We start from the raw sequence: 22,060 nt of genomic DNA, 5'->3' as shown, positions 1-22,060 counted from the left end.
TATAAAGAATAAACGTAATGTAGAGATAATTTTGATGTCTAGCCAAGATACACCTGCCCAAAATAAAATGTTAATAGACCGTTTTCTAGATTCATTGTGGCTAGAAAGGAACTTAGCTGAAAATACCATTGCTTCTTATAAACTTGATTTGTTAGCATTAAGTCAATCTTTACAACAACAAAATGTCACATTCCTAACAACTCAAACACTTAATTTACAAAACTTTTTAATGCAACGAGTAGAAGATGGGTATAAAGCAAGTAGTTCAGCACGTTTGCTTAGTGCAACTAAACGTTTTTTTCAGTATTTATATCAAGAAAATTATCGCACTGATGACCCTTCTGCAGTATTATCATCCCCCAAACTTCCTAAAAAATTACCTAAAGACTTAACTGAATCGCAAGTCGATGCGCTACTAGAGTCGCCAAGCATAGAAGATCCCATTGAACTTAGGGATAAAGCGATGTTGGAAGTACTTTATGCCACCGGTTTACGCGTATCTGAATTAGTAAATTTAGAAATTAGCGATGTTAGCTTACGTCAAGGTGTAGTAAGAGTAATTGGTAAAGGTAATAAAGAGCGCTTAGTCCCACTTGGAGAAGAAGCAATTTATTGGCTTGAATATTATTTTAAATATGCAAGAAATGATCTTTTAAAAAATGGACCTATTGATGTGCTTTTTCCAAGTCGATTAGGAAAAAAAATGACACGACAGACTTTCTGGCATCGAATTAAATATTATGCCATACTAATCGGTATAAATATTGATGCACTTTCTCCTCATGTGCTTCGACATGCTTTTGCGACACATCTTCTTAATCACGGAGCAGATTTGCGCGTCGTTCAAATGTTGCTTGGGCATAGCAGTTTATCAACTACACAAATTTATACACATGTTGCAACAGAAAGGTTAAAACAGTTACATAGTAAACATCATCCTCGAGCATAGGATTGACAAAAATAAGGATAATTGAATGAAAAAATTAGTTATATGTTTAGGCTTAGCGTTAATTTCAAGTTCAGTATTAGCAAGTAATAATGAAATTGCAAAATCTTTAGATAAATTCGGTTACGATAGCAAAGAATCAAAAATTTTTGATAGTCCAATTAAAGATTTTAAAAGCGTTAGCACGCCAGAAGGTATTGTATACGTTAGTAAAGATGGTAAATACTTAATTCAAGGCTCTATTTTTGATTTACAAGGTGATGAACCAGAAAACATTGCTAACAGCATCAATCTTAGCCTAATAAAATCAATTGAAAAAGATGCCATTATTTATAAAGCTAAAAATGAAAAATACATCATTTCAGTATTTACTGATTATACTTGCCATTACTGTAAACTACTACATGAAAATATTGATAAGTATTTAGAAGCGGGTATTTCAGTTCACTATTTTGCATTTCCTCGTGCAGGTGCTAACAGTGATGTTGGCAAAAACATGCAATCTATTTGGAGCATGGCTGATCGCAAAGCTGCATTTGACAATGCATACAAAGGTAATACAATTTCGCCAGCAAGCAGCATGATACCTTATGTAACACAACAATTTAACGTCGGTAAAAAGTTAGGGATTGGTGGCACACCTGCAATTGTCTTACCTAACGGCCAACTTGTTTCAGGTTACGTGCCTGCAGATAAACTAATTGAATTTCTTGATCACAAAAACTAAATAAAAATTAGTAGTTATTGTTACTAAAATGTAAATTAAAATGAAAACACATGTTAGCGCAACATGCGCTAGCATATAAATTATGAAAAAAAGTAAATTAAAACATCGCAAATTACCTGAAGTACTTCCAGAATTTTCTGATGATATTCCGTTATTATTACAACGGATTTATGCATTGCGTGGTGTTACTAGCATGCAAGATCTTGATTACACCACACGCAATCTATGCAATTACGATAAACTAGATGGTATTAAAAAGGCGGTCGAAATTCTTTATTCAGTAATGAAAAATAATCAGCAAATCATGATTGTTGGTGATTTTGATACTGATGGTGCCACTAGTACTGCTTTAACCATCAGAGCCTTAAAAAATATGGGGTACCAATTTGTTGATTATATCATTCCTGATCGCTTTAATGATGGATATGGATTAAGTGTTTCGGTTGTTAAAAAGGCCATTTTACAAAATGCACAACTTATTATTACCGTTGACAACGGAATATCTGCTATTGAAGCTGTCGATTTTGCTAAGCAATCAGGATTGTCAGTCATTATTACTGATCACCATTTATGCCCTGAGCTACTACCTAATGCCGACGCCATAGTCAATCCTAATTTACCTAATTGTACATTTCCATCTAAGCATTTAGCTGGGGTGGGTGTAGCTTTTTACTTTATGCTGGCTTTACGAGCAAAATTACGGCAAGAAAATTGGTTCTCCGACAATAATTTAGCTGAATATAATGTAGCAAATTTATTAGATCTAGTTGCTTTAGGCACTATTGCTGACGTGGTTAGACTTGATCATAACAATCGTATTTTAGTTCATCAGGGTATAAACAGAATACGAGCTGGCTATTGTTGTGAGGGCATCAAAGCCTTATTACAGGTATCTAAAAAAGATCCTATTAATCTTACGTCTACCGATTTAGCTTTTTATATAGCGCCACGATTAAATGCAGCAGGTAGAATGGATAATATGTCATTGGGAGTTGAATTGCTACTTTGTGATAATTATGATTCAGCAATTAACAAAGCTATGGATTTGGATAATCTCAATAGTGATCGAAAGTTAATTGAGCAAATGATGCATAAAGAGGCCTTATCATTTATTCAAGAAATTGAAAAACAAAATATCACAATTCCTAATTTACTCGTGTTTCATCATCCAGAATGGCATCAAGGCATTATTGGGATCTTATCTTCACGTTTAAAAGATAAATATCATCGACCAGTCATATCTTTCGCTTCAACAGAAGATGGTTTTCTAAAGGGCTCAGGACGTTCAATTAAAGGCGTTCATTTACGCGATCTTCTTGATGAATTAAATCAAAAAAATCCTGATCTAATAATCAGTTTTGGAGGTCACGCAATGGCTGTTGGGTTAACTATTCGAGAAGAAGATTTAGAACGTTTTAAAAATAATTTTGAAACACTTTTAGATGCACGCTTAGAACCCGATTTGCTAGAACCAATTATTGAAACTGACGGTGAAATAGATAGCCAAGATCTTACTTACGAAATCGCCAAACAATTAAAAGAATCAGGACCATGGGGAGAAGGATTCTACACTCCCATTTTTGACGGTGAATTCATTATTCATCAACAGCGATTATTTTCAGACAAACACCTAAAACTAGTACTAGAACCCCAAAACGGTGGTCCACTTATTGAAGGGGTCTTTTTTAATGTAAATAGACAACTATGGCCTGATCAATCGATAAAAAATGTGAAAATAGTTTACCATTTAGATGTAGATGAATTTCGTGGTAACCAAGCTCCATTATTAATGGTTAAACATCTATGGTCTCTCGCATAAACAATCAGAATCGATTATAATTACAAGGTTGCTCTGAATTTACATCTGTTTACCAATCAAATAAGCAATGGTTACCCAATACTATCAATATAAAGTTTATACAATGTTAAGGATTCAAAATGCATATTCATATTCTTGGAATTTGTGGCACATTTATGGCAGGGATTGCTTTGATAGCTCGCTCTCTTGGTCATAAAGTAACGGGTTCAGATAAAAATGTTTACCCACCAATGAGCACACTTTTACAAAAAGAACATATTGATATCATTGAAGGGTATGATCCATCACAACTGACATCAAGACCTGATTTAGTCATTATAGGCAATGCGCTATCAAGAGGTAACCCTTGTGTAGAATATCTTTTAGATAATAACATTCCTTATATTTCAGCACCTCAATGGTTACACGACAATGTATTGCGAGATCGTTGGGTCATAGCTATTGCTGGAACTCATGGTAAAACTACAACTGCGGGTATGGTCAATTGGATTTTAGAAAAGCAAGATTACAAGCAAGGATTCGTTATTGGTGGTGTACCGGGTAATTTTGATGTATCCGCAAGATTAGGTGAAGGCAATTATTTTGTTATTGAAGCAGATGAATATGATTGCTCGTTCTTTGATAAACGTTCAAAATTCATGCATTACTGCCCAAAAACACTTATCATGAATAATCTAGAATTTGATCATGCAGATATTTTTGATGATCTCAGTTCTATTCAAAAACAATTTCACCATTTAGTTCGTTTAGTGCCAAGCAATGGATTAATTATCTCACCACAAGAAGATGTAAATTTAAAACAAGTATTAGCTAAAGGTTGTTGGAGCCAAAAAGCATTCACAGAATCAGAAAACGGCTGGCTAGCACAACGTATAAATAATGATGCGAGTCATTTTGCGGTTTACTTTAACAATAAAAAAGTAGGCGAAGTAAAATATTCATTAGTTGGCGAACACAATATGCATAATGCACTAATGGCAATTGCAGCCGCCCATAATGTTGGCATTGATCCTGCTGATGCTTGTTTAGCACTAGGTTCTTTTGTCAATGCAAAAAGACGATTAGAACTTTATGGCGAAGTTAATAATATTGAAATCTATGATGACTTTGCCCACCACCCAACTGCAATTTTAGCCACATTAGAAGCATTACGCAGTAAAATAGGAGCTAATCGTCGCATTCTAGCCGTACTTGAACCACGCTCAAATACGATGAAATTAGGGGTATCTAAAGATGAACTAGCCCCATCACTTGGTCGAGCTGATGAAATTTTTATATTCCAACCTGAACAACTACCTTGGCTAGTAGCCGATGTGGTTGATGCTTGTATTCAACCCGCTTACTGGAGTGGTGATATCGATTTATTGGTTGAAATGATCACAAAATCAGCTAAACCAACTGATGCAATTTTAATTATGAGTAATGGTGGCTTTAATGGTATCCATAAAAAGATTTTAGAAAACTTAAAGAAGAAACAAATAAAAAACCAAGAACAATAACCGCTAGTCTAAAAATAATATAAATAGCAATATGATATATGCCACATCATGTGGCATATCAAAAAAAAGGATATTTCATGAATGAAACTACCGACATGATTGCTATGCTATGTCGTAGAATAAAATTAGCCAGAATTGAGAAAAATTTATCTCAACTAGAACTTGCGCAAAAATCCAAAATTGGCATTGCCACAATAAAACGTATTGAACAAGGCGAATCAATTACATTACAAACATTAATTTCCGTCCTCCGTGGATTAGGCGAACTTGATCAACTTAATAATTTACTTGCCTATAACGAAGTTATCCATATTGCCTCAGCAGAACAACCAAAACGAAAAAGAAAACAACGAAAAGTAAAAACTGAACGGGTAGATGTACTAACAGAAAATGATTTTTTGCGCTCAAAAGTTAACACCATGCACTGGAAACATTAAATACAATCTAATGTTTCGCCGATGTTGCAATCGGCGAATTCGACAGAAAAATAGCAACAACCTAATTACAATGAACCGTAATTGCTAACCCGCCACGCGATGTTTCTCGATATTTTGCATTCATATCCTTTCCTGTTTCATACATAGTTTTAATAACTTTATCTAAAGATACTTTTGCAGCAGTAATTCGTCTTAAAGCCATTCTTGTCGCATTTATCGATTTTACTGCGGCAATGGCATTTCGCTCAATACAAGGAACCTGAACTTGGCCTGCAACTGGATCACAAGTCAAGCCTAAGTTATGCTCCATTGCTATTTCTGCCGCCATGCATACTTGTTGAGGATTACCGCCTAAAAGCTCAGCAAGTCCTGCCGCAGCCATAGAACAAGCAACGCCAACTTCCCCTTGACATCCCACTTCTGCACCAGAAATAGAAGCATTTATTTGATAAAGTTGTCCTATTGCGCCACAAGTTAGAAAGAAACGAATATAAATATCAGGTGTAACTGGATTAATAAATTTATCATAATAAGCGAGCACAGCAGGTATAATACCACATGCACCATTTGTTGGCGCAGTAACCACTCGTCCTCCTGCTGCATTTTCCTCACTAACTGCAAGCGCAAACATATTTACCCAATCAATAATCACCATTGGGTCACTAATAAATTTATCCTTAGTGGTAGACAATTGACGGTATAACGAAAACGCACGACGAGGAACTTTAAGTGGTCCTGGTAATAGCCCTTCTGTATTCATACCTCGTTTGATACATTCCAAAATAGTTTGCCCAACGCGAGAAAAATAGGATTCAATTTCTTCATAAGAGTGTATTTGCAACTCATTTTTCATCATAATACTAGAAATTGATAATGAGTTATCTTCACAATGTTTTAATAATTGCTCAGCTGAAGCAAATGGATAAGGGAATTTTACTGAATCCTGCTCTTGTTGACCAAATTGCTCTTCTTCAACAACCTGACCACCGCCAACAGAATAATAAGTTTTCTGAAAAACTAATTTATCGCCGCTATATGCAGTCAAAGTCATACCATTTTCATGTAATGGTAAAAATTTAGAATGAAACACCATACAACTTTCCAACGGAAAGTCGATTTCATAACGATCATTGTAAATAGATAACCGCTGAGTTTGGCTAAGTTTTTCGATAACACTTGGAATACTATCAATATCAACAGAATCAGGTTTTTCGCCAGCTAATCCCATAATAATAGCAATATCTGTTTGATGACCTTTGCCTGTTAACGACAAAGAGCCATAAACATCAGCCACAATTTTTGTTACTGATGCCATCATATTATTACTGATTAGTTGATCTATGAATGCCTTCCCTGCCCTCATTGGTCCTACTGTATGTGAGCTTGAAGGTCCAATGCCAATTTTAAATATTTCAAATACCGAACTCATATTTTTCCCTTTTGATGCAAAACATAAATTAATACTGCTATCCTAGTGATATCTTTACGAATTAACTTTTGCTAATAAAATAACCAATAATCATCTTGCCACTTACCCCATACTAATACTTAGGTATCACTTTTGAGATTATGAAAATAAGTTTTAATACCTATTAATAGTTAATTCTTGCTATATCGGTAGATTATTTTATTAGTAGCTGTATTTACCTACCAACGAATGCCAGTAGGTTTTATATATAAATAAACAAGTAAGTGGTAATTACCCATTAATTAAATTTTATAATAAATTATAGATAGCGGCTGAAATTGCAACTAATCCCATAACAACAATAAATACATTACTTAGCCTTCCTTTATATTTTGCTAGTACAGGTAATTTATGAATTGCATACATTGGCATTAAAAACAACAACACAGCTAAAATTGGGCCACCAAGTGATTCAATAAGACCTAAAATACTTGGATTTAATGTTGCAACCCCCCAAGCAGTTACAAACATAAAGGCAATAGCTAATTTATCAAGTTTGTTTTCTGAAATTGTTTTATTACGGCTACGCAAAAATTTATTAACAACACCATTAAATCCTTCTTTACCACCTAGATAGTGACCTAAAAACGATTTAGCCATTGCAATAAATGCAATTGGAGGACCAATATACTCAATAACAGGTGAATTAAATCGATTAGCCAAATATGACAACGTTGAGATATTTTGAGCTTTTGCATCTAAAAGTTCAGCAGGCGACAAGCAAAGCGCACAACTAAAAACAAAAAACATCACTGTTACAACCATCATGATATTGCTTGCTGCAATAATTTTAGTACATTTAGGTTCAGCATAAACGTCACCATATTCTTTACGTTTAGCTACCGCTAAAGATGAAATAATTGGTGAATGATTAAATGCAAAAACCATAACAGGAATAACTAACCAAAGTGTCATTAAAATACTTTGTTCTCCGTCACTACTACCAAAAGACAAATTGGTAAAAATTTCACCATTCCACTCAGGAATTAAAAATAACGCTAAAATCATTAAAACGGCAATAAATGGAAAAACTAATATTGACATAACTTTAACAATAAGTTCTTCGCCAAAGTGAACAATTGACATTAAAAATGCAACTAAAACAAATGAAAGTAAAGCTCGTGGTAATGACTCCATTCCTAATTGATGAACCATAAAGCTATCTACTGTATTTGTAATACCAACGCTATATACTAATAATATTGGGTAAATTGCAAAAAAATAAAGTACAGTTATCCAGTTTCCTGCTGTGCGCCCAAAAGCCTCTTCAACAACAACGGTAATATCGCCATCGCGACTTTTACCTGATAATACAAATCGACACAAAGCTTGATGAGCAAAAAATGTCATAGGAAAGGCAAGAACCAACATAACCAGCAACGGAATTAACCCACCGACACCTGCATTAATTGGTAGAAAAAGTACTCCAGCACCAATCGCTGTACCATAAAGGCTAAGCATCCATAACGTATCACTTTTTCGCCATTTAGGTAATGCTGACTCATTATTGGCATTTGTTACGCTATCATTTGTCCTTAGCTTACTCATTTTTGTTACTACTCCTTAATCTAAAATTTGGCGCATATGATATCAATTTAATATTTTTTACAAAGTGATCAACATCACATAAATAACAAAAAATTAAATATAATCAATATACTAAATAACATCGAATTTGATACCTAATAGCTTTAAAATAATTAAAATATCAATTTTGATTCAAAGAAATTGCGCAAAATACTTGCTCTAACTCAAATTTAACTAAGATTAAATAAAAGCAGTTAAATTTAATAAACAACTCAATGGATATTTATATAATCTAACGATTAGCAATTAATAGAAAACCTCAACGTTAAGTAATAAACGTGACGACAATAAAAACATGGGCTATGGTATTAAACGCTTATTTTGGCTAACAAGGCTACAGCAGATATGTTTAAACAAAATTTTCTCGCAAGCACCAAAAGCAATATGCATAGGCACTTATGATAATTTACAGCATAATCAGCAAATAAGTCAGGATTTAAAAGATAGAAAACAAAAATTTAAGAACAATTTATTAATAATTAAATTACCGTAAAATCGCATAAAACGGTTTCCTGTAAAATGTCTTAAATGTTTTTAGAGGATTATTTTAACTATGAAGTGTAAACAACTGGGTGTTTTCTACATATTAAAGATTGTATTTCAATCAAGAATTGAATCATAATAACAAATTATTCCTGTTTCTAAATTCTCAATTTCTAATTCGCCGCCTGTTAGAATTTCACCGCCAGAAAAATAACTTGGCTTTGTTTTTAGGATAACTTTTCCCAAGAGCTTATCATTGTAATAAAAATCTCCTTCATTACTAATTTTATAAAAATCATCAGGTTCTATTAATCCTGTGCCACAAGGACAATCGATATAATCTAACCGACGGCCATCTTTAGTTTCGCAACCATCTCCTCTCCAACCAAAATCCAAAATTTCATCATAACTTAAATCAGTAAAATGATAGATAATAAATTTAATTGGCTGGTATAGTACCAAAACCACAAAAAAGGCAGTAATGAAGTGCGATAAATTTAATTTCTTCATATCAATTCCATTTAATTACTAATGCTAATAATTTACAATTAATCTTTATTATTCACAATAATTACCAATAAAATTACTTTAGTGTTACGCTTGGTACTGCTAAACTAGCTCACATTTTTATCATATATATTTATAAATAAATTTTTTAGGATAAATTTATGCGAACCAGTAAATATCTTCTTTCTACGTTAAAAGAAACCCCTGCTGATGCTGAAGTCATTAGCCATCAATTAATGTTACGTGCAGGCATGATCCGCAAAGTGGCTGCCGGATTATATACCTGGCTTCCCACTGGTTACCGCGTACTTAAAAAAGTAGAAAATATTGTCCGTGAAGAGATGAATAAAGCCGGTGCAATAGAAGTATTAATGCCAGTTGTACAGCCTGCTGATATTTGGCAAGAAAGCGGACGTTGGGAACAATATGGCCCTGAATTATTACGTATTAAAGATCGTGGCGACCGTGATTTTGTTCTAGGCCCAACTCATGAAGAAGTCATTACAGACTTACTACGTAATGAAGTTAGCTCATATAAACAATTACCACTTAACGTGTATCAAATGCAAACCAAATTTCGGGATGAAGTACGCCCTCGCTTTGGTGTGATGCGTTCACGTGAATTTATTATGAAAGATGCATACTCTTTCCATACTACACAAGAATCATTACAAGAAACTTATGATGAGATGTATAAAGCCTATAGCGCAGTTTTTACACGTGCTGGTTTAAACTTTAGAGCGGTGCGTGCTGATACAGGATCAATTGGTGGTAATTGGTCACATGAGTTCCAAGTATTAGCCGACAGTGGCGAAGATGATATTGTTTTTTCAACTGAATCTGATTATGCGGCTAACATAGAAATGGCTCAAGCATTAGCACCAACACAAAAACGCGCTGAACCTACAAAAGCAATGGAGTTAGTCGATACTCCCAATGCCAAAACTATTGACGAATTAGTCGAACAATTCAATTTACCGATTGAAAAAACCGTAAAAACCTTGATGGTTAAAGCCACGAAAAAGAGTGGTCATCAATTAGTAGCTTTACTGGTTCGAGGTGATCATACATTAAATGAAATCAAAGCAGAAAAAATTGATATTGTTGCCTCACCACTAGAATTTGCAACCGAAGAAGAAATCCGTGCGATTGTGAATGCAGGGCCAGGCTCATTAGGTCCAATTAACTTAAATATGCCTGTTATTATTGACCGTGACGTGGCTGTGATGAGCGATTTTAGCGCTGGTGCCAATATTGATCATAAACACTATTTTAATATCAATTGGGAACGTGACACTGCTTTACCTCGCATTGAAGACATCCGTAATGTGGTTGAAGGAGATATTAGTCCTGATGGCAAAGGTACATTACAAATTAAACGAGGTATTGAAGTGGGACATATCTTCCAACTTGGCACAAAATATTCACAAGCAATGAAAGCAACAGTCCAAGGTGAAGATGGACAAAACCACGTTATGATTATGGGTTGTTACGGCATCGGAGTAAGCCGCATTGTAGCTGCTGCAATTGAACAATGTCATGACGATCGTGGTATTATATGGCCAGAAGCGATTGCTCCATTTAGCGTTGTCATTATTCCAATGAACATGCACAAATCCGAAGAAGTTCAAGCAACAGCCGAAAAACTTTATGCTGATTTACAAGCTGCTGGCATTGAAGTTTTATTTGACGATCGAAAAGAGCGCCCTGGCGTAATGTTTGCTGATGCGGAACTAATCGGGATCCCTCACACTATCGTAATTGGTGAACGCAACCTCGGTAATGGAGAAGTGGAATACAAACACCGTTCAGGTGGTGATAAAGTAATGGTGAAAGTCAACAATATCATTGAATTTATCCAAAACCGCCGTCAAAAAGTATAATAAATCCAATCATAAAAATCAAAATAACAACAACGCATTAATGTAGTTGTTGTTATTTTATCAATTCAAGAATAAGTATTATTATTCATAACACTCATTACACCAAATAAGTTAAACCCCTAATTATAAATTCAAAGTGATATTGTTGTTTTTTTCAGCTAGAATAAATCAACGCAACTCTTATTTTAATCGGTTAGAATAATGTTAAAAAAAACAATTGCCTTGGTATTATCCACCTCATTATTATTACAAAGTACATCTATCGTTTATGCTGATAATATCAACCTTCCTGATATTGGTACTGCGGCAGCCACAACGCTTAGCATTGGCCAAGAAATGGAAATGGGCGATTATTATATGCGAATGTTACGAGCAAGTGCTCCCATAATAAACGACCCTGTTTTAAACCAATATATTAATGATCTAGGCAAAAAATTAGTATCAAAATCAGAATCAGTAAAAACGCCATTCCATTTTTATATTATGAAAAGTGACGTACTTAACGCATTTGCTTTTTTTGGTGGGAATGTCGTCATTCATTCTAAACTAATATTAGACACCGACAATGAAAGTCAATTAGCCTCTGTTATGTCTCATGAAATTGGCCATGTCACCCAACGCCATTTAGCCAGAGCAATGGAAAACCAAAACCGTAATAGCCCTTATGTTTGGGGGGCAACATTAGGCTCTCTACTATTAACATTAGCCAATCCCGAAGCTGGCATGGCGGCGATGACAAGCACCATGGCAGGATCAGCTCAAAATATGATTAGTTTTACGCAAAGTAATGAACAAGAAGCCGATCGTGTTGGTTTAAGAACGCTTGCTAAAGCAGGGTTTGATCCTTATGCTTCATCAGAATTTCTACAAAAACTTGCCGATCAAAGCCGATTTAGTAGTAAAGCTCCCGAAATTTTACTTACTCACCCATTACCTAACAGCCGATTAACCGATATTCGAAATCGTTCATTGCAATATAGCAAAAAAAATGTATCTCCGTCATTAAACTACTATTTAGCGAAAGCTCGATTGGCCATATTAATGGCTAAAAATAAAAATACCGCAAAGCTATTAGTTGAAGATTATAAAAAACTAAACAATGAACAAAGTAAAACAGCTATTATTTATGCTAATGCTTTAGCTGATAATCTAAGTGGAAATAATCAAAAAGCGAAACAACAACTACAGCCATTATTAGATAGTGATCCCAATAATATTTGGTATATTGATTTAATGACTGATATTGATTTAGCGCTCAACAATAGCAGCACTGCAATAACTCGCCTACAAGCAGCATTAAAAAAAGCACCAAACAGTTCTGCATTGCAACTAAACTTGGCTAATTCGTATATAAAAAACAAAAACTATCAACAAGCCGTAAGCTTGTTACATCGCTATACTTTTGACCATAATGATGACTCAAATGGATGGGAATTACTCGTTACTGCTTACGGGGGATTACATGCAAGAGCAAAAGAAATGAGTGCTAGAGCGGAATTAATTGCATTAGAAGGTCAATTTCAACAATCCATTCAACTACTACAAAATGCTAAGAATCAAACAAAAGGCGATCAGACAATGATTTCCAAAATTGATGCAAGAATTAATCAATTAAAACAGCTACAAAAACGTTATGCAGCTTATAAACGATAATTTTATTAACAAAACCTTCTCGACTAATTATTTACGCACCCATTAGTCGAGAAGATAACAAAATACTTATTTATCAGCTAAATGATCCACATTATTGAAGAATTTTACAGTAAATGTCCCTTTAGATTGTTCATTACCTTGCTTATAATTAACCACACTAATGCTAGTATTTAACATTCGAGGGAAATAATCCTCATCACGATGTAAACGCCAATCACCACCATTTAAAACACAAAGTAATATACGTAATACCGTTCCATGTGACACAACCAAAATATTACCCGTATCTTGAGGTGCATTTTTTACAATCGTATTTAACCCCTGCTTCATACGCAAAAGGGTATCAAAATAATTTTCACCTTGATTGACCGAAGCATCAAAATTAGCAGGATCTGTCAAATAAGTAGTAAATTCTGGAAACTCCTTTTTCAATTGAGGGACTTTCTTGCCTTCCCAAATGCCAAAATCCATCTCACGCAGATCAGCAAGCTCAAAAGTAGGAATAACTATATTATTTTCTTTAACAATATAATCTCGAGTTTCCATAGCTCGTTGTTGTGTACTTGAGTATGCTTGCATAAAAGGCACATTTTTTAAATGTTGTCCTGTCACTTTAGCACCCAAAATACCTTGATCTGTTAAAGGTGAATTTTGAGAACCTTGCATCTGATCTTTAATATTCCACTGCGTTTGACCATGTCTAATTAAATATAAATTAATATCTTTCATTCGTACTAACTACCTTTTTTATTTTAAGATTCCGTTTTTTCATATTTATCTTTTCTTAGATACGACAAGCAAGTCTGCAAAACATCATCCATTGGTGCATTTAATTGCATCTCTTGCAAACTTTTAGGATGAATAAACCTTACACTTGCTGCATGTAAAAATAAACGATTAAGCTTAGTATCAGCTAATAACGCATCAAATTGCCTATCGCCATAACGATCATCAAAAGCAATTGGATGACTTGCGTATTGAGTGTGTATGCGAATTTGGTGTGTACGCCCTGTAACAGGGCTTGCTTTAATCAAAGTGGCAAAATTGAAGCGCTCCTCAACTTTAAAACGCGTTTCAGAAGGCTTACCCTCTTTATCAACCTTTACCACACGCTCACCGCTTTTTAATACATTTTTAAGCAGTGGGGCTTGTATTACTTTACATTCAGAAGGCCAATTCCCCTTAACAAGTGCCAAATAATTTTTTTGCATTTGCTTCAGGCGCAACTGCTCGTGTAGCGCTTTTAGTGCTGAGCGTTTTTTGGCAATCAATAACACGCCCGATGTTTCGCGATCTATGCGATGCACCAGCTCCAAAAATTTCGCTTCAGGTCTTAAGGCGCGTAATCCTTCAATTACACCAAAACTTAAGCCACTACCGCCATGAACAGCAATACCCGATGGCTTATTAATTGCCAACATTACCTCATCTTCATAGATGATTGCCTTTTCTAAATCAGCGACTTTATTAAGCTTGGTCGAAATCTCTGGCGTGGGTTTTTCAGTCATACGAACAGGAGGAATACGAATTTCATCGCCAATATTTAATTTATATTCAGGTTTAATCCGTTTTTTATTAACACGAACCTCACCCTTTCTTAAAATGCGATAAATCATACTTTTTGGCACACCTTTTAAATAGGTGATTAAAAAGTTATCAATACGCTGTGTCGCATTTTCCTCAGAAATAGTAACAAATGAGACTTGTAGTTTTGTATGTGGAACCGTTGAGTGCATAAGGAATGATTAATCCGCCGTCAATAAATAAAATCGTTTTACATTACTCAAAAATAAACTACACTATCGTAGTAAAAATAAGATAGATTATATTCAATATAATTAAAGAAGAAAGATTATAGCGAAATCTGAGGGAATAAAATAGTATGTTATCATTGCTTAATCAATACTCACAAGCTAGATTGGCTTGGTTCTTATTGTTCTTTTCTACTTTTACTTTTGAAATAACCGCACTTTATTTTCAACATGGTTTAGGGCTTGCGCCTTGTACTCTCTGCATTTATCAGCGTTGCGCTATTTTTGGTATCATGTTGGCTAGCATTATTGGAATAATTGCTCCTCGCAACATTTTTGTTCGATTAATAGGTATTTTCATTTGGCTTTTTAGCGCCTATAAAGGCTTTTCATTAGCAACATTTCATGCTCATCTACAATTTGAACCTAATCTAAATGATACTTGCTCAATTAACGTACACTTTCCTACTTGGCTACCATTAGATTCGTGGTTTCCTAGTTTGTTTAATGCTTATGGTTCATGTGCCGATAAAATTTGGACGTTTCTTACAATTGAAATGTCACAATGGATGATTATTATTTTTGCTTGCTATTTTATTGTTGGTTTGGCTGTATTAATATCTCAGTTCTTTTTATCCTCAAAAAATTCAATCTGGAGTAAATGACTTTATTTATAAAACTAGCACTTTTTGTTGAGTTTGTTAGAATGTGTGATAATTTTATTTTACAAACGTCACACATAAATGCTTTTGGAATACCACCCACCTATTGAACCTTGGCTATCGATTTTGCATCAAGACGACCATATTGTGGTTGTAAATAAACAACCAGGTATTTTGTCGGTTTCGGGCAATAAACCTCAATTTATTGATAGTATTATTCACCGATTGCAACAAAAATATAGCTACGTCGAATCCGTGCATCGGTTAGATATGGCAACCAGTGGTATCATGGTTGCCGCACTTTCTAAACTCGCCGATCGAGAGATAAAAAAACAATTTCGTGAACGTATTCCTAAAAAAACCTATATTGCTGTAGTGCATGGGCATCTTGAGCAAGATTCTGGTCGTGTTGAATTACCCCTAATTTGTGATTGGCCCAATCGACCAAGGCAAATGGTCGATTTAGAAAATGGCAAACATGCGCTGACAGAGTATCAAGTCATTTCACGCAATCCAGACAACACAACACGAGTGCAATTATTTCCGTTTACTGGGCGATCACATCAATTACGGGTACATATGCAAGCCATTGGTCACCCTATTTTAGGCGATAAATTCTATGCCCACCCTGAAGCCTTTACTATGTCTAAAAGGCTGCTATTGCATGCTCAATTACTAACAATTAACCATCCTAAAACAGGCGAAAGTATGACGTTTAGCTGCGAACCTGATTTTTAAAAATAGAAATATAAAATTAGCGACCATTATATAAAATCTGCTCATGCGAATAAAAGATAAACAACTGATATAAAGGAAATTAAAATGCAAAAAATTGTTTTAGCAACGAATAATCAAGGCAAAGTCAATGAATTGCAAACATTACTCGCTAATGCAGGTTTTGATATTATTGCACAAAGCCAATTTAATATACCGGATGCCGACGAAACAGGCTTAACATTTATTGAAAATGCACTTTTAAAAGCAAGACATACTGCCAAATTAACTGGACTGTCCGCCATTGCTGATGACTCTGGTTTAGCGGTCGATGCACTTGATGGGCAACCTGGGATCTATTCTGCTCGTTATGCAGGTGAACACGGTAACGACAAAAGTAACAATCAAAAATTACTTAAAGCATTACAAAATATCCCAAAAGAAAAACGTACCGCTTACTTTTATTGTGCGCTAGTTTTTATGCGACACGAAAACGACCCAACACCTATCATCTGCTTAGGAAAATGGGATGGTTTAATTTTAAATGAAGAACAAGGTGATGGGGGATTTGGCTATGATCCACTTTTTTATGTACCAGAACTAGGCTGCACCGCAGCACAACTAACAAAAGAACAAAAAAGCCAAATATCACATCGAGGTCAAGCTCTAAAACAATTGATTGAAAAAATTAAAACTGCTTAGCAAACTTATTTATACTCGAAATTGCATATCAAGAAGTAAACAGTATATACTTAATACATTAATGATATTGGAGTTAATATTTTGATTATAATGATAGTAAGTGGTCGCTCTGGATCGGGAAAATCAATCGCCCTACGCGCTCTAGAAGATATGGGATTTTATTGTGTTGATAATATCCCAGTTGCTTTATTACCTCAATTAGCCAACTCATTAAAAAACCACAACACGCCAGTTGCAGTTAGCATTGATATTCGAAATTTGCCTGAACAATTTGATTTTAATAATGATATATTTCAACGTTTGCCCGAATCGGTGACACCTGAAATACTTTTCCTCGATTGTAGTCGTAATACGTTAATTCGACGCTATAGTGAAACACGACGGATACATCCATTAACCAATCAACACTATTCTCTTGAAGAAGCAATAGATCTTGAAGAAAAATATCTAGAACCTTTAAAATCTAACGCAAGCCTAGTTATAAATACCGATGACCTATCAGTACATGAACTATCAGACATATTAAGATCACGTATTTTAGGTAAAAAAGAGCGTGAATTAACCTTTATTTTTGAATCATTTGGCTTTAAACATGGCTTACCCATTGATGCTGATTTTGTATTTGATGTCAGGTTTTTACCTAACCCACATTGGGAAGTGAATTTGCGCCCATTAACAGGATTAGATGAGCCGGTAAAAGAATATTTATTACAACACAATGAAGTATCCAATTTTATCTATCAGACTGCCAATTACTTAAATCAATGGCTACCTTTATTAGAAAAAAACAACCGCAGTTACTTAACCATTGCTATTGGATGTACTGGTGGTCAACATCGCTCTGTTTTCATTGCTGAACAATTGGCCTCATTTTTTAAAGCACAAAACAAACAAGTAAAAATTCGCCACCGAACTTTAGAAAAAAAGTAATGACTATTCTTCTTCAATTTTAAAATTCGATATTTCCTCAATGCGTTTTTTACATTTTCCAAAAATGTCTTTTAGTGTAGTTTTATGATTAACTGAAGCTGGTATTGCCGTAATTAATTGACTTATCTTAACCAGTTCAATATCTGAAGGTAAATTTGCAAGCTTCTGTTCTAATATATTAATCGTTTGTGGATGTGGATGGCCAATAACAATAGCAACACCATTTTTTCGAGCCAATTTTACAGCCAAATCAAATTGCAAGCTAATAGCACTTTCTTTTTGTTGAGCATCTAAAAATACATCACGCGTTAATACTGGGATGTTATAGTAGCTAGCAGCTTTTTTTATTTGAGTCTTACCGATTGTTTTACTATCTAAAAAAAACATCGAATATTGACTTAATGCTTTCATAACTTTTATCATACCAGTAAGATCTGCTGTCATCAAACTTCCCATATGATTATTAGCTCCAATAGCATAAGGCACTTGTTCAACAGCATTTGTCACTATTCGGTTTACTTCAGCTTCATCCATCGAAGGAAATAGAGTGTCTTTTTCTAGTGGCTGTTTACCTAATGGAGCCATAGGTAAGTGAATTAACACATCATTACCATTATTATGGGCTATAGTTGCAATACGTTTAGCATTAGGCGAATTTGGTAAAACTGCAATAGTAATATTAGGAGAAAATGAAATTATTTGCTCTTCATTATGCTGGCGATAGCCAAAATCATCAATGACTATTGCAAGTTTTGCTGCCCATATATAGTTGGAATTTAGCACTAAGAAAATGATAAAAAAAAGGTTAATAAAACAACGCATTACTTTAACCACTCTCTCGGATCAAGTGCCTTACCATCACGGCGAATCTCAAAATATAAAGCAGATATGTTTTTCCCACCACTTGAACCAACCAATGCAATAGGTTGGTCAATATGAATCTTATCACCCACCTCAACTAAAATACGCTGGTTATAACCATATAAACTCATATCACCTTTACCATGATCTAATGCAACAACAAAACCATAACCTTGTAACCAACTAGCCAAGATGACCCGTCCACCAGCAATGGCTTTAACTTGAGCACCATCTTTAGCATTAATCACCATCCCTTTCCAACGTAGCTCACCTTGGAGTGATTCTCCAAATTGATGTACAATATTACCATTCACTGGCCAATTAAACTGATGTTGTGGCTTACCAATACCACTTACGCGAGCCATTAATGCTAGCTCATCAGGATTAGGAGTATAACGAGAATTATTCTGCTTTTCTTCAATATATTTTGCTTGTTTTGCTTCTTCTTCTGCAATACGTCTATTTTTACGTTCAGCTTGAGCAATTTTAGCCTGTAGTTTAGCTTCATTATTACGCAAGTCGGTTAATTTTTGTTGATTTAATTGCATCAATGATTCAAGAGAATTTATCGTGTTTTGTCGATTTTGACGATTTTTTTCAAGTCCTACTTGTTGTTCTTTCTGTTTAATTTGTAATTCTTTATGCAAAACTTGTTTTTTTTGTAACTCAATTTTCTTCTCGATCAATTGGGTTTGAGTATCTTGAAGATTGTGAATTTGCTGTTGTCGTGCTTGATTAATGTAGCTGTAATAAGCAATTATACGATCATTACGTTCGCTCTTTTCGCCCGAAAAAATTAACTCCAAACCAGTTGTTTTGCCTAGTTTAAATGCACTTTCGAGCTGCTTTGATAATATAATTCGTTGATGTTTTTGTTTTATAGTTAATATATCAATTTGTTCAATCAACTTATTGATTTCTTGATCGAGTTTCTTAAGTGATAAGTCATTCTTTTCAATTGAGGTTAGAAGGTTAGCTATTTTGGTTTCTTGTTCTTTAAGATTATTAACCAACTGATTACGCTCTTCTTTTTGTTGTGCTAAACGTTTTTCTTGTTCTTCAATAGCGTGACGTAAAGATTGAAGTTGCTGATTATCATTAGCATATAAAAAACTAATCTTTATTAATCCAACAAAAACAATAACAATAATTTTCTGATAAACAGACATGGCGTTTATATTTATGATTTATAACCAAACAATAATGATAGTATCACTATACCGATAAATAGACCAAGATGCAAAATGAAACCCACACACAAAGTAAGATGATTTGTTTTTTTAATAAAAAATTAGTTTGTTTTGTATCTCATTTCTGAACGGAAAAATGTTTATTATTAAAGTGATCTACCCGCGACTTTACTAATTTTGAATACAGGTCGAATTCACAATAAACGAACACATAACAACATACTAAAAGCTATTTATTGCGATAATACAGTCGTTGAGCTTTTCTTATACACTTAAAACATATATTATTCATGTTGTTACTAAAATGAGGAACCTGACTAATAACATTATGAATATATTTAAGTTTATTATAATCGTATACACCACAACTGAAGGTAAGTTATCGCCAGTCCAATATAGGCAACAATATTACCAGAATAACAAAATAATAGAGGTGGTATGTACGAAGCAATCAGAAGATCCATGACACCTACTCATAACCAAATCAAAAACCTCAAAAGGAGTCATTAATGCAAGATAACAATAAAATATCAGATGATGAATTGAATCTAATAATTCAGCGATGTGAAAAAGCAACAAAGGGACCATGGATATCATATGTAGAAGGTAGAGATCATACTAGTGGCTCAAATTTTATTCTCACAGGAATTGAATGTAATCGTAGAAAAAATATTGAACTTATTGGTGGAACAATAGATGATCAAGAATTTATTGCACACGCACGACAAGATATTCCAAAATTAATTAATGAAATTAAAAGGCTAAAAAAAATAATCATTAAAAATAAGCAATAAATATGATCGTTTTTTGATTCTATATTTGGGCTATACGTATTTATTTAAAAATTAATCAGTTTTTATTAACAATAATATTTATAAATTAACAATATCAAATAAAAGATTATTTTTCTTATATAATAAATTAAAACGATAAGGTAATATCACATATATACACTATGTAATATTTTAATTTACATCAAAAAGATGGAAATTTTGGTATTAATATAAAATGTTTCATCATTTTATTTTTTATAACAAAAAAAGATAAATCACAACAATGACTAAGCCTTAATACTTATACATGAGCAATATTTTAGGAGTTAGAATGCTTAAATCAAAATATAATGTTCCAAAAAATATTGATAAACGTATTTCAAAGTTACAGTTAAAAATAGATTCAAACAATTCTTATATTGATTTTTTGAAAAAATATAATGTAGTTGTTTTTGATACTGAGGTTAATTTTGACTACTGTATTGATTGTGATGGAGAATCATTGCCATTAGAAATTATTTTGGGTTTTTCAAAAGAAAATAGAGAAGATTTATTGGCTACTAACGATACATATCTGAATAGAATACCTGAGGATTATTTTGCTGTAGCAACACTTAATTATGGCGATCTACTTTGCTTAAGCCCAAATGGCGAAGTTTATTATTGGGATCATGAAGTTAATGATCTTTATTTTGATATGTCTGTAAAAAATGGTTATCTAGAACAAAATACTAATCTGAAGTTTGTTGCAAATTCGTTTGATGCATTTTTATCAATGATTATTAAAAGTGAAGTTGAAGATGATTATAATCCTGATGAAGATGAATATAATAACCCTAACATTCCTTTTCCTGATGAAGCATTACCTTCAATGCTCAAATATTCAAAGGTTTTTTTTACAGCATCAGAAAATAGACTTAAAATTTATTTAAAAAAACTGGAGTTATCTGAAAAAGGTCGCGAAGTACTTGCCAAATTTAAAGAAGAAGGTCTTTTGTAGAAATAGCGTCAGTTAAAAATCGAAGCAGTATTTTTCAAAGAAATATATAATAATTTCAATAGAGTAATTTTTTGGTTAGATGGCGTCTACTAATTATTTTATATCCGATTAAGTTTTATATATTTAATCACCATATGTGACAGTTAATTCTGTCACCTTTTTCTATAATACATTAATTGTAGGATTTACTAGCGTTGTTTACAGTAATTTGAGAAATTACTGTAATGAATATACATAAAAAAAACAAAACTAACGCCTTATCACAGACAAGAGATATGGCGCTTATATCATAAAGAAAAAATAACGGTCACTGATTTGGCAAAACGCTTTATGCTCAGTCGGCCTACCATTTATAATGTACTAAAGAAAGCCCGATTGAAGATAAATTAAAACGGCAAGCTAAACGCTATAACAAAACCTATCCGGGAGAAATGCTACACGTTGATACCAAACGTTTACCTTTACTTA

At 33.8% G+C, this 22,060-nt stretch carries 20 protein-coding genes and 1 pseudogene; 14 read left to right on the top strand and 7 right to left on the bottom strand.

The genetic code is table 11. The features are described 5' to 3' along the window. Nucleotides 1–34: 34 nt before the first annotated feature. The 5 genes from xerD (at nucleotide 35) to ACGH80_RS10570 (ending at nucleotide 5,428) form a co-directional block, all read left to right on the top strand. Nucleotides 35–949, top strand: a complete 915-nt coding sequence (gene xerD, locus ACGH80_RS10590) for a site-specific tyrosine recombinase XerD (protein WP_085165938.1) — start codon at nucleotides 35–37, stop codon at nucleotides 947–949. Nucleotides 950–974: 25 nt separating this feature from the next. Next, entirely contained in the window at nucleotides 975–1,673 is a 699-nt protein-coding gene (gene dsbC / locus ACGH80_RS10585; RefSeq protein WP_085165939.1) for a bifunctional protein-disulfide isomerase/oxidoreductase DsbC, read from the top strand. 82 nt (nucleotides 1,674–1,755) lie between these two features. Further along, the gene (gene recJ, locus ACGH80_RS10580) at nucleotides 1,756–3,492 is read left to right on the top strand and encodes a single-stranded-DNA-specific exonuclease RecJ (protein WP_174798974.1); all 1,737 of its coding nucleotides are present in this window, start codon (nucleotides 1,756–1,758) and stop codon (nucleotides 3,490–3,492) included. 119 nt (nucleotides 3,493–3,611) lie between these two features. Continuing rightward, nucleotides 3,612–4,991 (top strand): UDP-N-acetylmuramate:L-alanyl-gamma-D-glutamyl-meso-diaminopimelate ligase, encoded by a 1,380-nt coding sequence (gene mpl / locus ACGH80_RS10575; protein ID WP_174798973.1) that lies wholly within the window; start codon nucleotides 3,612–3,614, stop codon nucleotides 4,989–4,991. A gap of 77 nt (nucleotides 4,992–5,068) precedes the next feature. After that, on the top strand, nucleotides 5,069–5,428 hold the full coding sequence (locus ACGH80_RS10570; protein WP_065605767.1) for a helix-turn-helix domain-containing protein: 360 nt from the start codon (nucleotides 5,069–5,071) through the stop codon (nucleotides 5,426–5,428). A gap of 61 nt (nucleotides 5,429–5,489) precedes the next feature. Here ACGH80_RS10570 and ACGH80_RS10565 read toward each other — a convergent pair whose 3' ends face one another. The 3 genes from ACGH80_RS10565 to ACGH80_RS10555 all read right to left on the bottom strand — a co-directional run bounded on the left by ACGH80_RS10565 (nucleotide 5,490) and on the right by ACGH80_RS10555 (nucleotide 9,476). Beyond that, on the bottom strand, nucleotides 5,490–6,857 hold the full coding sequence (locus ACGH80_RS10565; RefSeq protein WP_065590662.1) for an L-serine ammonia-lyase: 1,368 nt from the start codon (nucleotides 6,855–6,857) through the stop codon (nucleotides 5,490–5,492). 288 nt (nucleotides 6,858–7,145) lie between these two features. Then, complete coding sequence (locus ACGH80_RS10560; protein ID WP_296302070.1) at nucleotides 7,146–8,444, bottom strand: serine/threonine transporter; 1,299 nt, start codon at nucleotides 8,442–8,444, stop codon at nucleotides 7,146–7,148. Nucleotides 8,445–9,083: 639 nt separating this feature from the next. Then, nucleotides 9,084–9,476, bottom strand: coding sequence for a hypothetical protein (locus ACGH80_RS10555; RefSeq protein ID WP_085166081.1), 393 nt, complete (start codon nucleotides 9,474–9,476; stop codon nucleotides 9,084–9,086). A 158-nt stretch (nucleotides 9,477–9,634) separates the two neighbouring features. On the opposite strand from ACGH80_RS10555, the gene proS reads away from it, so the two are divergent. Then, nucleotides 9,635–11,356: a proline--tRNA ligase gene (gene proS, locus ACGH80_RS10550; RefSeq protein WP_411631117.1), complete on the top strand. Its 1,722-nt coding sequence runs from the start codon at nucleotides 9,635–9,637 to the stop codon at nucleotides 11,354–11,356. Between the two features lie 201 nt (nucleotides 11,357–11,557). Then, nucleotides 11,558–13,009, top strand: coding sequence for a M48 family metalloprotease (locus ACGH80_RS10545; protein ID WP_296318310.1), 1,452 nt, complete (start codon nucleotides 11,558–11,560; stop codon nucleotides 13,007–13,009). 66 nt (nucleotides 13,010–13,075) lie between these two features. Here the strand turns inward: ACGH80_RS10545 and ACGH80_RS10540 are convergent, their stop codons facing one another. Next, complete coding sequence (locus ACGH80_RS10540) at nucleotides 13,076–13,738, bottom strand: histidine phosphatase family protein (protein WP_411631115.1); 663 nt, start codon at nucleotides 13,736–13,738, stop codon at nucleotides 13,076–13,078. A 23-nt stretch (nucleotides 13,739–13,761) separates the two neighbouring features. Then, entirely contained in the window at nucleotides 13,762–14,745 is a 984-nt protein-coding gene (gene rluC / locus ACGH80_RS10535) for a 23S rRNA pseudouridine(955/2504/2580) synthase RluC (RefSeq protein ID WP_065590658.1), read from the bottom strand. Nucleotides 14,746–14,891: 146 nt separating this feature from the next. Here rluC and dsbB point away from each other — a divergent pair, with 146 nt between their 5' ends. The 4 genes from dsbB (at nucleotide 14,892) to rapZ (ending at nucleotide 17,768) form a co-directional block, all read left to right on the top strand. After that, on the top strand, nucleotides 14,892–15,425 hold the full coding sequence (gene dsbB, locus ACGH80_RS10530) for a disulfide bond formation protein DsbB (RefSeq protein ID WP_065590657.1): 534 nt from the start codon (nucleotides 14,892–14,894) through the stop codon (nucleotides 15,423–15,425). 78 nt (nucleotides 15,426–15,503) lie between these two features. After that, nucleotides 15,504–16,160, top strand: coding sequence for a bifunctional tRNA pseudouridine(32) synthase/23S rRNA pseudouridine(746) synthase RluA (gene rluA, locus ACGH80_RS10525; protein WP_065590656.1), 657 nt, complete (start codon nucleotides 15,504–15,506; stop codon nucleotides 16,158–16,160). A gap of 84 nt (nucleotides 16,161–16,244) precedes the next feature. After that, on the top strand, nucleotides 16,245–16,838 hold the full coding sequence (locus ACGH80_RS10520; RefSeq protein WP_065590655.1) for an XTP/dITP diphosphatase: 594 nt from the start codon (nucleotides 16,245–16,247) through the stop codon (nucleotides 16,836–16,838). Nucleotides 16,839–16,919: 81 nt separating this feature from the next. Then, nucleotides 16,920–17,768 (top strand): RNase adapter RapZ, encoded by an 849-nt coding sequence (rapZ, locus tag ACGH80_RS10515; protein WP_411631113.1) that lies wholly within the window; start codon nucleotides 16,920–16,922, stop codon nucleotides 17,766–17,768. Between the two features lie 3 nt (nucleotides 17,769–17,771). Here the strand turns inward: rapZ and ACGH80_RS10510 are convergent, their stop codons facing one another. Continuing rightward, nucleotides 17,772–18,590 carry a divergent polysaccharide deacetylase family protein gene (locus ACGH80_RS10510; protein ID WP_411631112.1) on the bottom strand — a complete coding sequence of 273 codons (819 nt, stop codon included), beginning with the start codon at nucleotides 18,588–18,590 and terminating at the stop codon, nucleotides 17,772–17,774. Next, entirely contained in the window at nucleotides 18,590–19,798 is a 1,209-nt protein-coding gene (gene envC, locus ACGH80_RS10505) for a murein hydrolase activator EnvC (protein ID WP_065590652.1), read from the bottom strand. The genes ACGH80_RS10510 and envC overlap by 1 nt, the downstream gene beginning before the upstream one ends. 530 nt (nucleotides 19,799–20,328) lie before the next feature. Between envC and ACGH80_RS10500 the strand changes: the two genes are divergently transcribed. The 3 genes and pseudogenes from ACGH80_RS10500 to ACGH80_RS10490 form a co-directional block, all read left to right on the top strand. Further along, nucleotides 20,329–20,613, top strand: coding sequence for a hypothetical protein (locus ACGH80_RS10500; RefSeq protein WP_174798964.1), 285 nt, complete (start codon nucleotides 20,329–20,331; stop codon nucleotides 20,611–20,613). A 310-nt stretch (nucleotides 20,614–20,923) separates the two neighbouring features. Then, the gene (locus ACGH80_RS10495) at nucleotides 20,924–21,592 is read left to right on the top strand and encodes an SMI1/KNR4 family protein (RefSeq protein ID WP_174798963.1); all 669 of its coding nucleotides are present in this window, start codon (nucleotides 20,924–20,926) and stop codon (nucleotides 21,590–21,592) included. Between the two features lie 224 nt (nucleotides 21,593–21,816). After that, nucleotides 21,817–22,060 (top strand): annotated as a pseudogene (locus ACGH80_RS10490) (helix-turn-helix domain-containing protein); the annotation flags it as partial.

The organism is Gilliamella sp. BG1, from assembly GCF_046635625.1.
GTDB classification, from domain to species: Bacteria; Pseudomonadota; Gammaproteobacteria; order Enterobacterales; family Orbaceae; genus Gilliamella; species Gilliamella bombi.
Note: the sequence above shows the minus strand (reverse complement) of the source record. Positions and strands in the feature narration are given on the sequence as shown.

Bases quoted from the DNA above. Each gene is read 5' to 3' on its own strand.
- xerD (WP_085165938.1), top strand. From the start codon at position 35: ATGTCTAGCCAAGATACACCTGCCCAAAATAAAATGTTAATAGACCGT.
- dsbC (WP_085165939.1), top strand. From the start codon at position 975: ATGAAAAAATTAGTTATATGTTTAGGCTTAGCGTTAATTTCAAGTTCA.
- recJ (WP_174798974.1), top strand. From the start codon at position 1,756: ATGAAAAAAAGTAAATTAAAACATCGCAAATTACCTGAAGTACTTCCA.
- mpl (WP_174798973.1), top strand. From the start codon at position 3,612: ATGCATATTCATATTCTTGGAATTTGTGGCACATTTATGGCAGGGATT.
- ACGH80_RS10570 (WP_065605767.1), top strand. From the start codon at position 5,069: ATGAATGAAACTACCGACATGATTGCTATGCTATGTCGTAGAATAAAA.
- ACGH80_RS10565 (WP_065590662.1), bottom strand. From the start codon at position 6,857: ATGAGTTCGGTATTTGAAATATTTAAAATTGGCATTGGACCTTCAAGC.
- ACGH80_RS10560 (WP_296302070.1), bottom strand. From the start codon at position 8,444: ATGAGTAAGCTAAGGACAAATGATAGCGTAACAAATGCCAATAATGAG.
- ACGH80_RS10555 (WP_085166081.1), bottom strand. From the start codon at position 9,476: ATGAAGAAATTAAATTTATCGCACTTCATTACTGCCTTTTTTGTGGTT.
- proS (WP_411631117.1), top strand. From the start codon at position 9,635: ATGCGAACCAGTAAATATCTTCTTTCTACGTTAAAAGAAACCCCTGCT.
- ACGH80_RS10545 (WP_296318310.1), top strand. From the start codon at position 11,558: ATGTTAAAAAAAACAATTGCCTTGGTATTATCCACCTCATTATTATTA.
- ACGH80_RS10540 (WP_411631115.1), bottom strand. From the start codon at position 13,738: ATGAAAGATATTAATTTATATTTAATTAGACATGGTCAAACGCAGTGG.
- rluC (WP_065590658.1), bottom strand. From the start codon at position 14,745: ATGCACTCAACGGTTCCACATACAAAACTACAAGTCTCATTTGTTACT.
- dsbB (WP_065590657.1), top strand. From the start codon at position 14,892: ATGTTATCATTGCTTAATCAATACTCACAAGCTAGATTGGCTTGGTTC.
- rluA (WP_065590656.1), top strand. From the start codon at position 15,504: ATGCTTTTGGAATACCACCCACCTATTGAACCTTGGCTATCGATTTTG.
- ACGH80_RS10520 (WP_065590655.1), top strand. From the start codon at position 16,245: ATGCAAAAAATTGTTTTAGCAACGAATAATCAAGGCAAAGTCAATGAA.
- ACGH80_RS10510 (WP_411631112.1), bottom strand. From the start codon at position 18,590: ATGCGTTGTTTTATTAACCTTTTTTTTATCATTTTCTTAGTGCTAAAT.
- envC (WP_065590652.1), bottom strand. From the start codon at position 19,798: ATGTCTGTTTATCAGAAAATTATTGTTATTGTTTTTGTTGGATTAATA.
- ACGH80_RS10500 (WP_174798964.1), top strand. From the start codon at position 20,329: ATGCAAGATAACAATAAAATATCAGATGATGAATTGAATCTAATAATT.
- ACGH80_RS10495 (WP_174798963.1), top strand. From the start codon at position 20,924: ATGCTTAAATCAAAATATAATGTTCCAAAAAATATTGATAAACGTATT.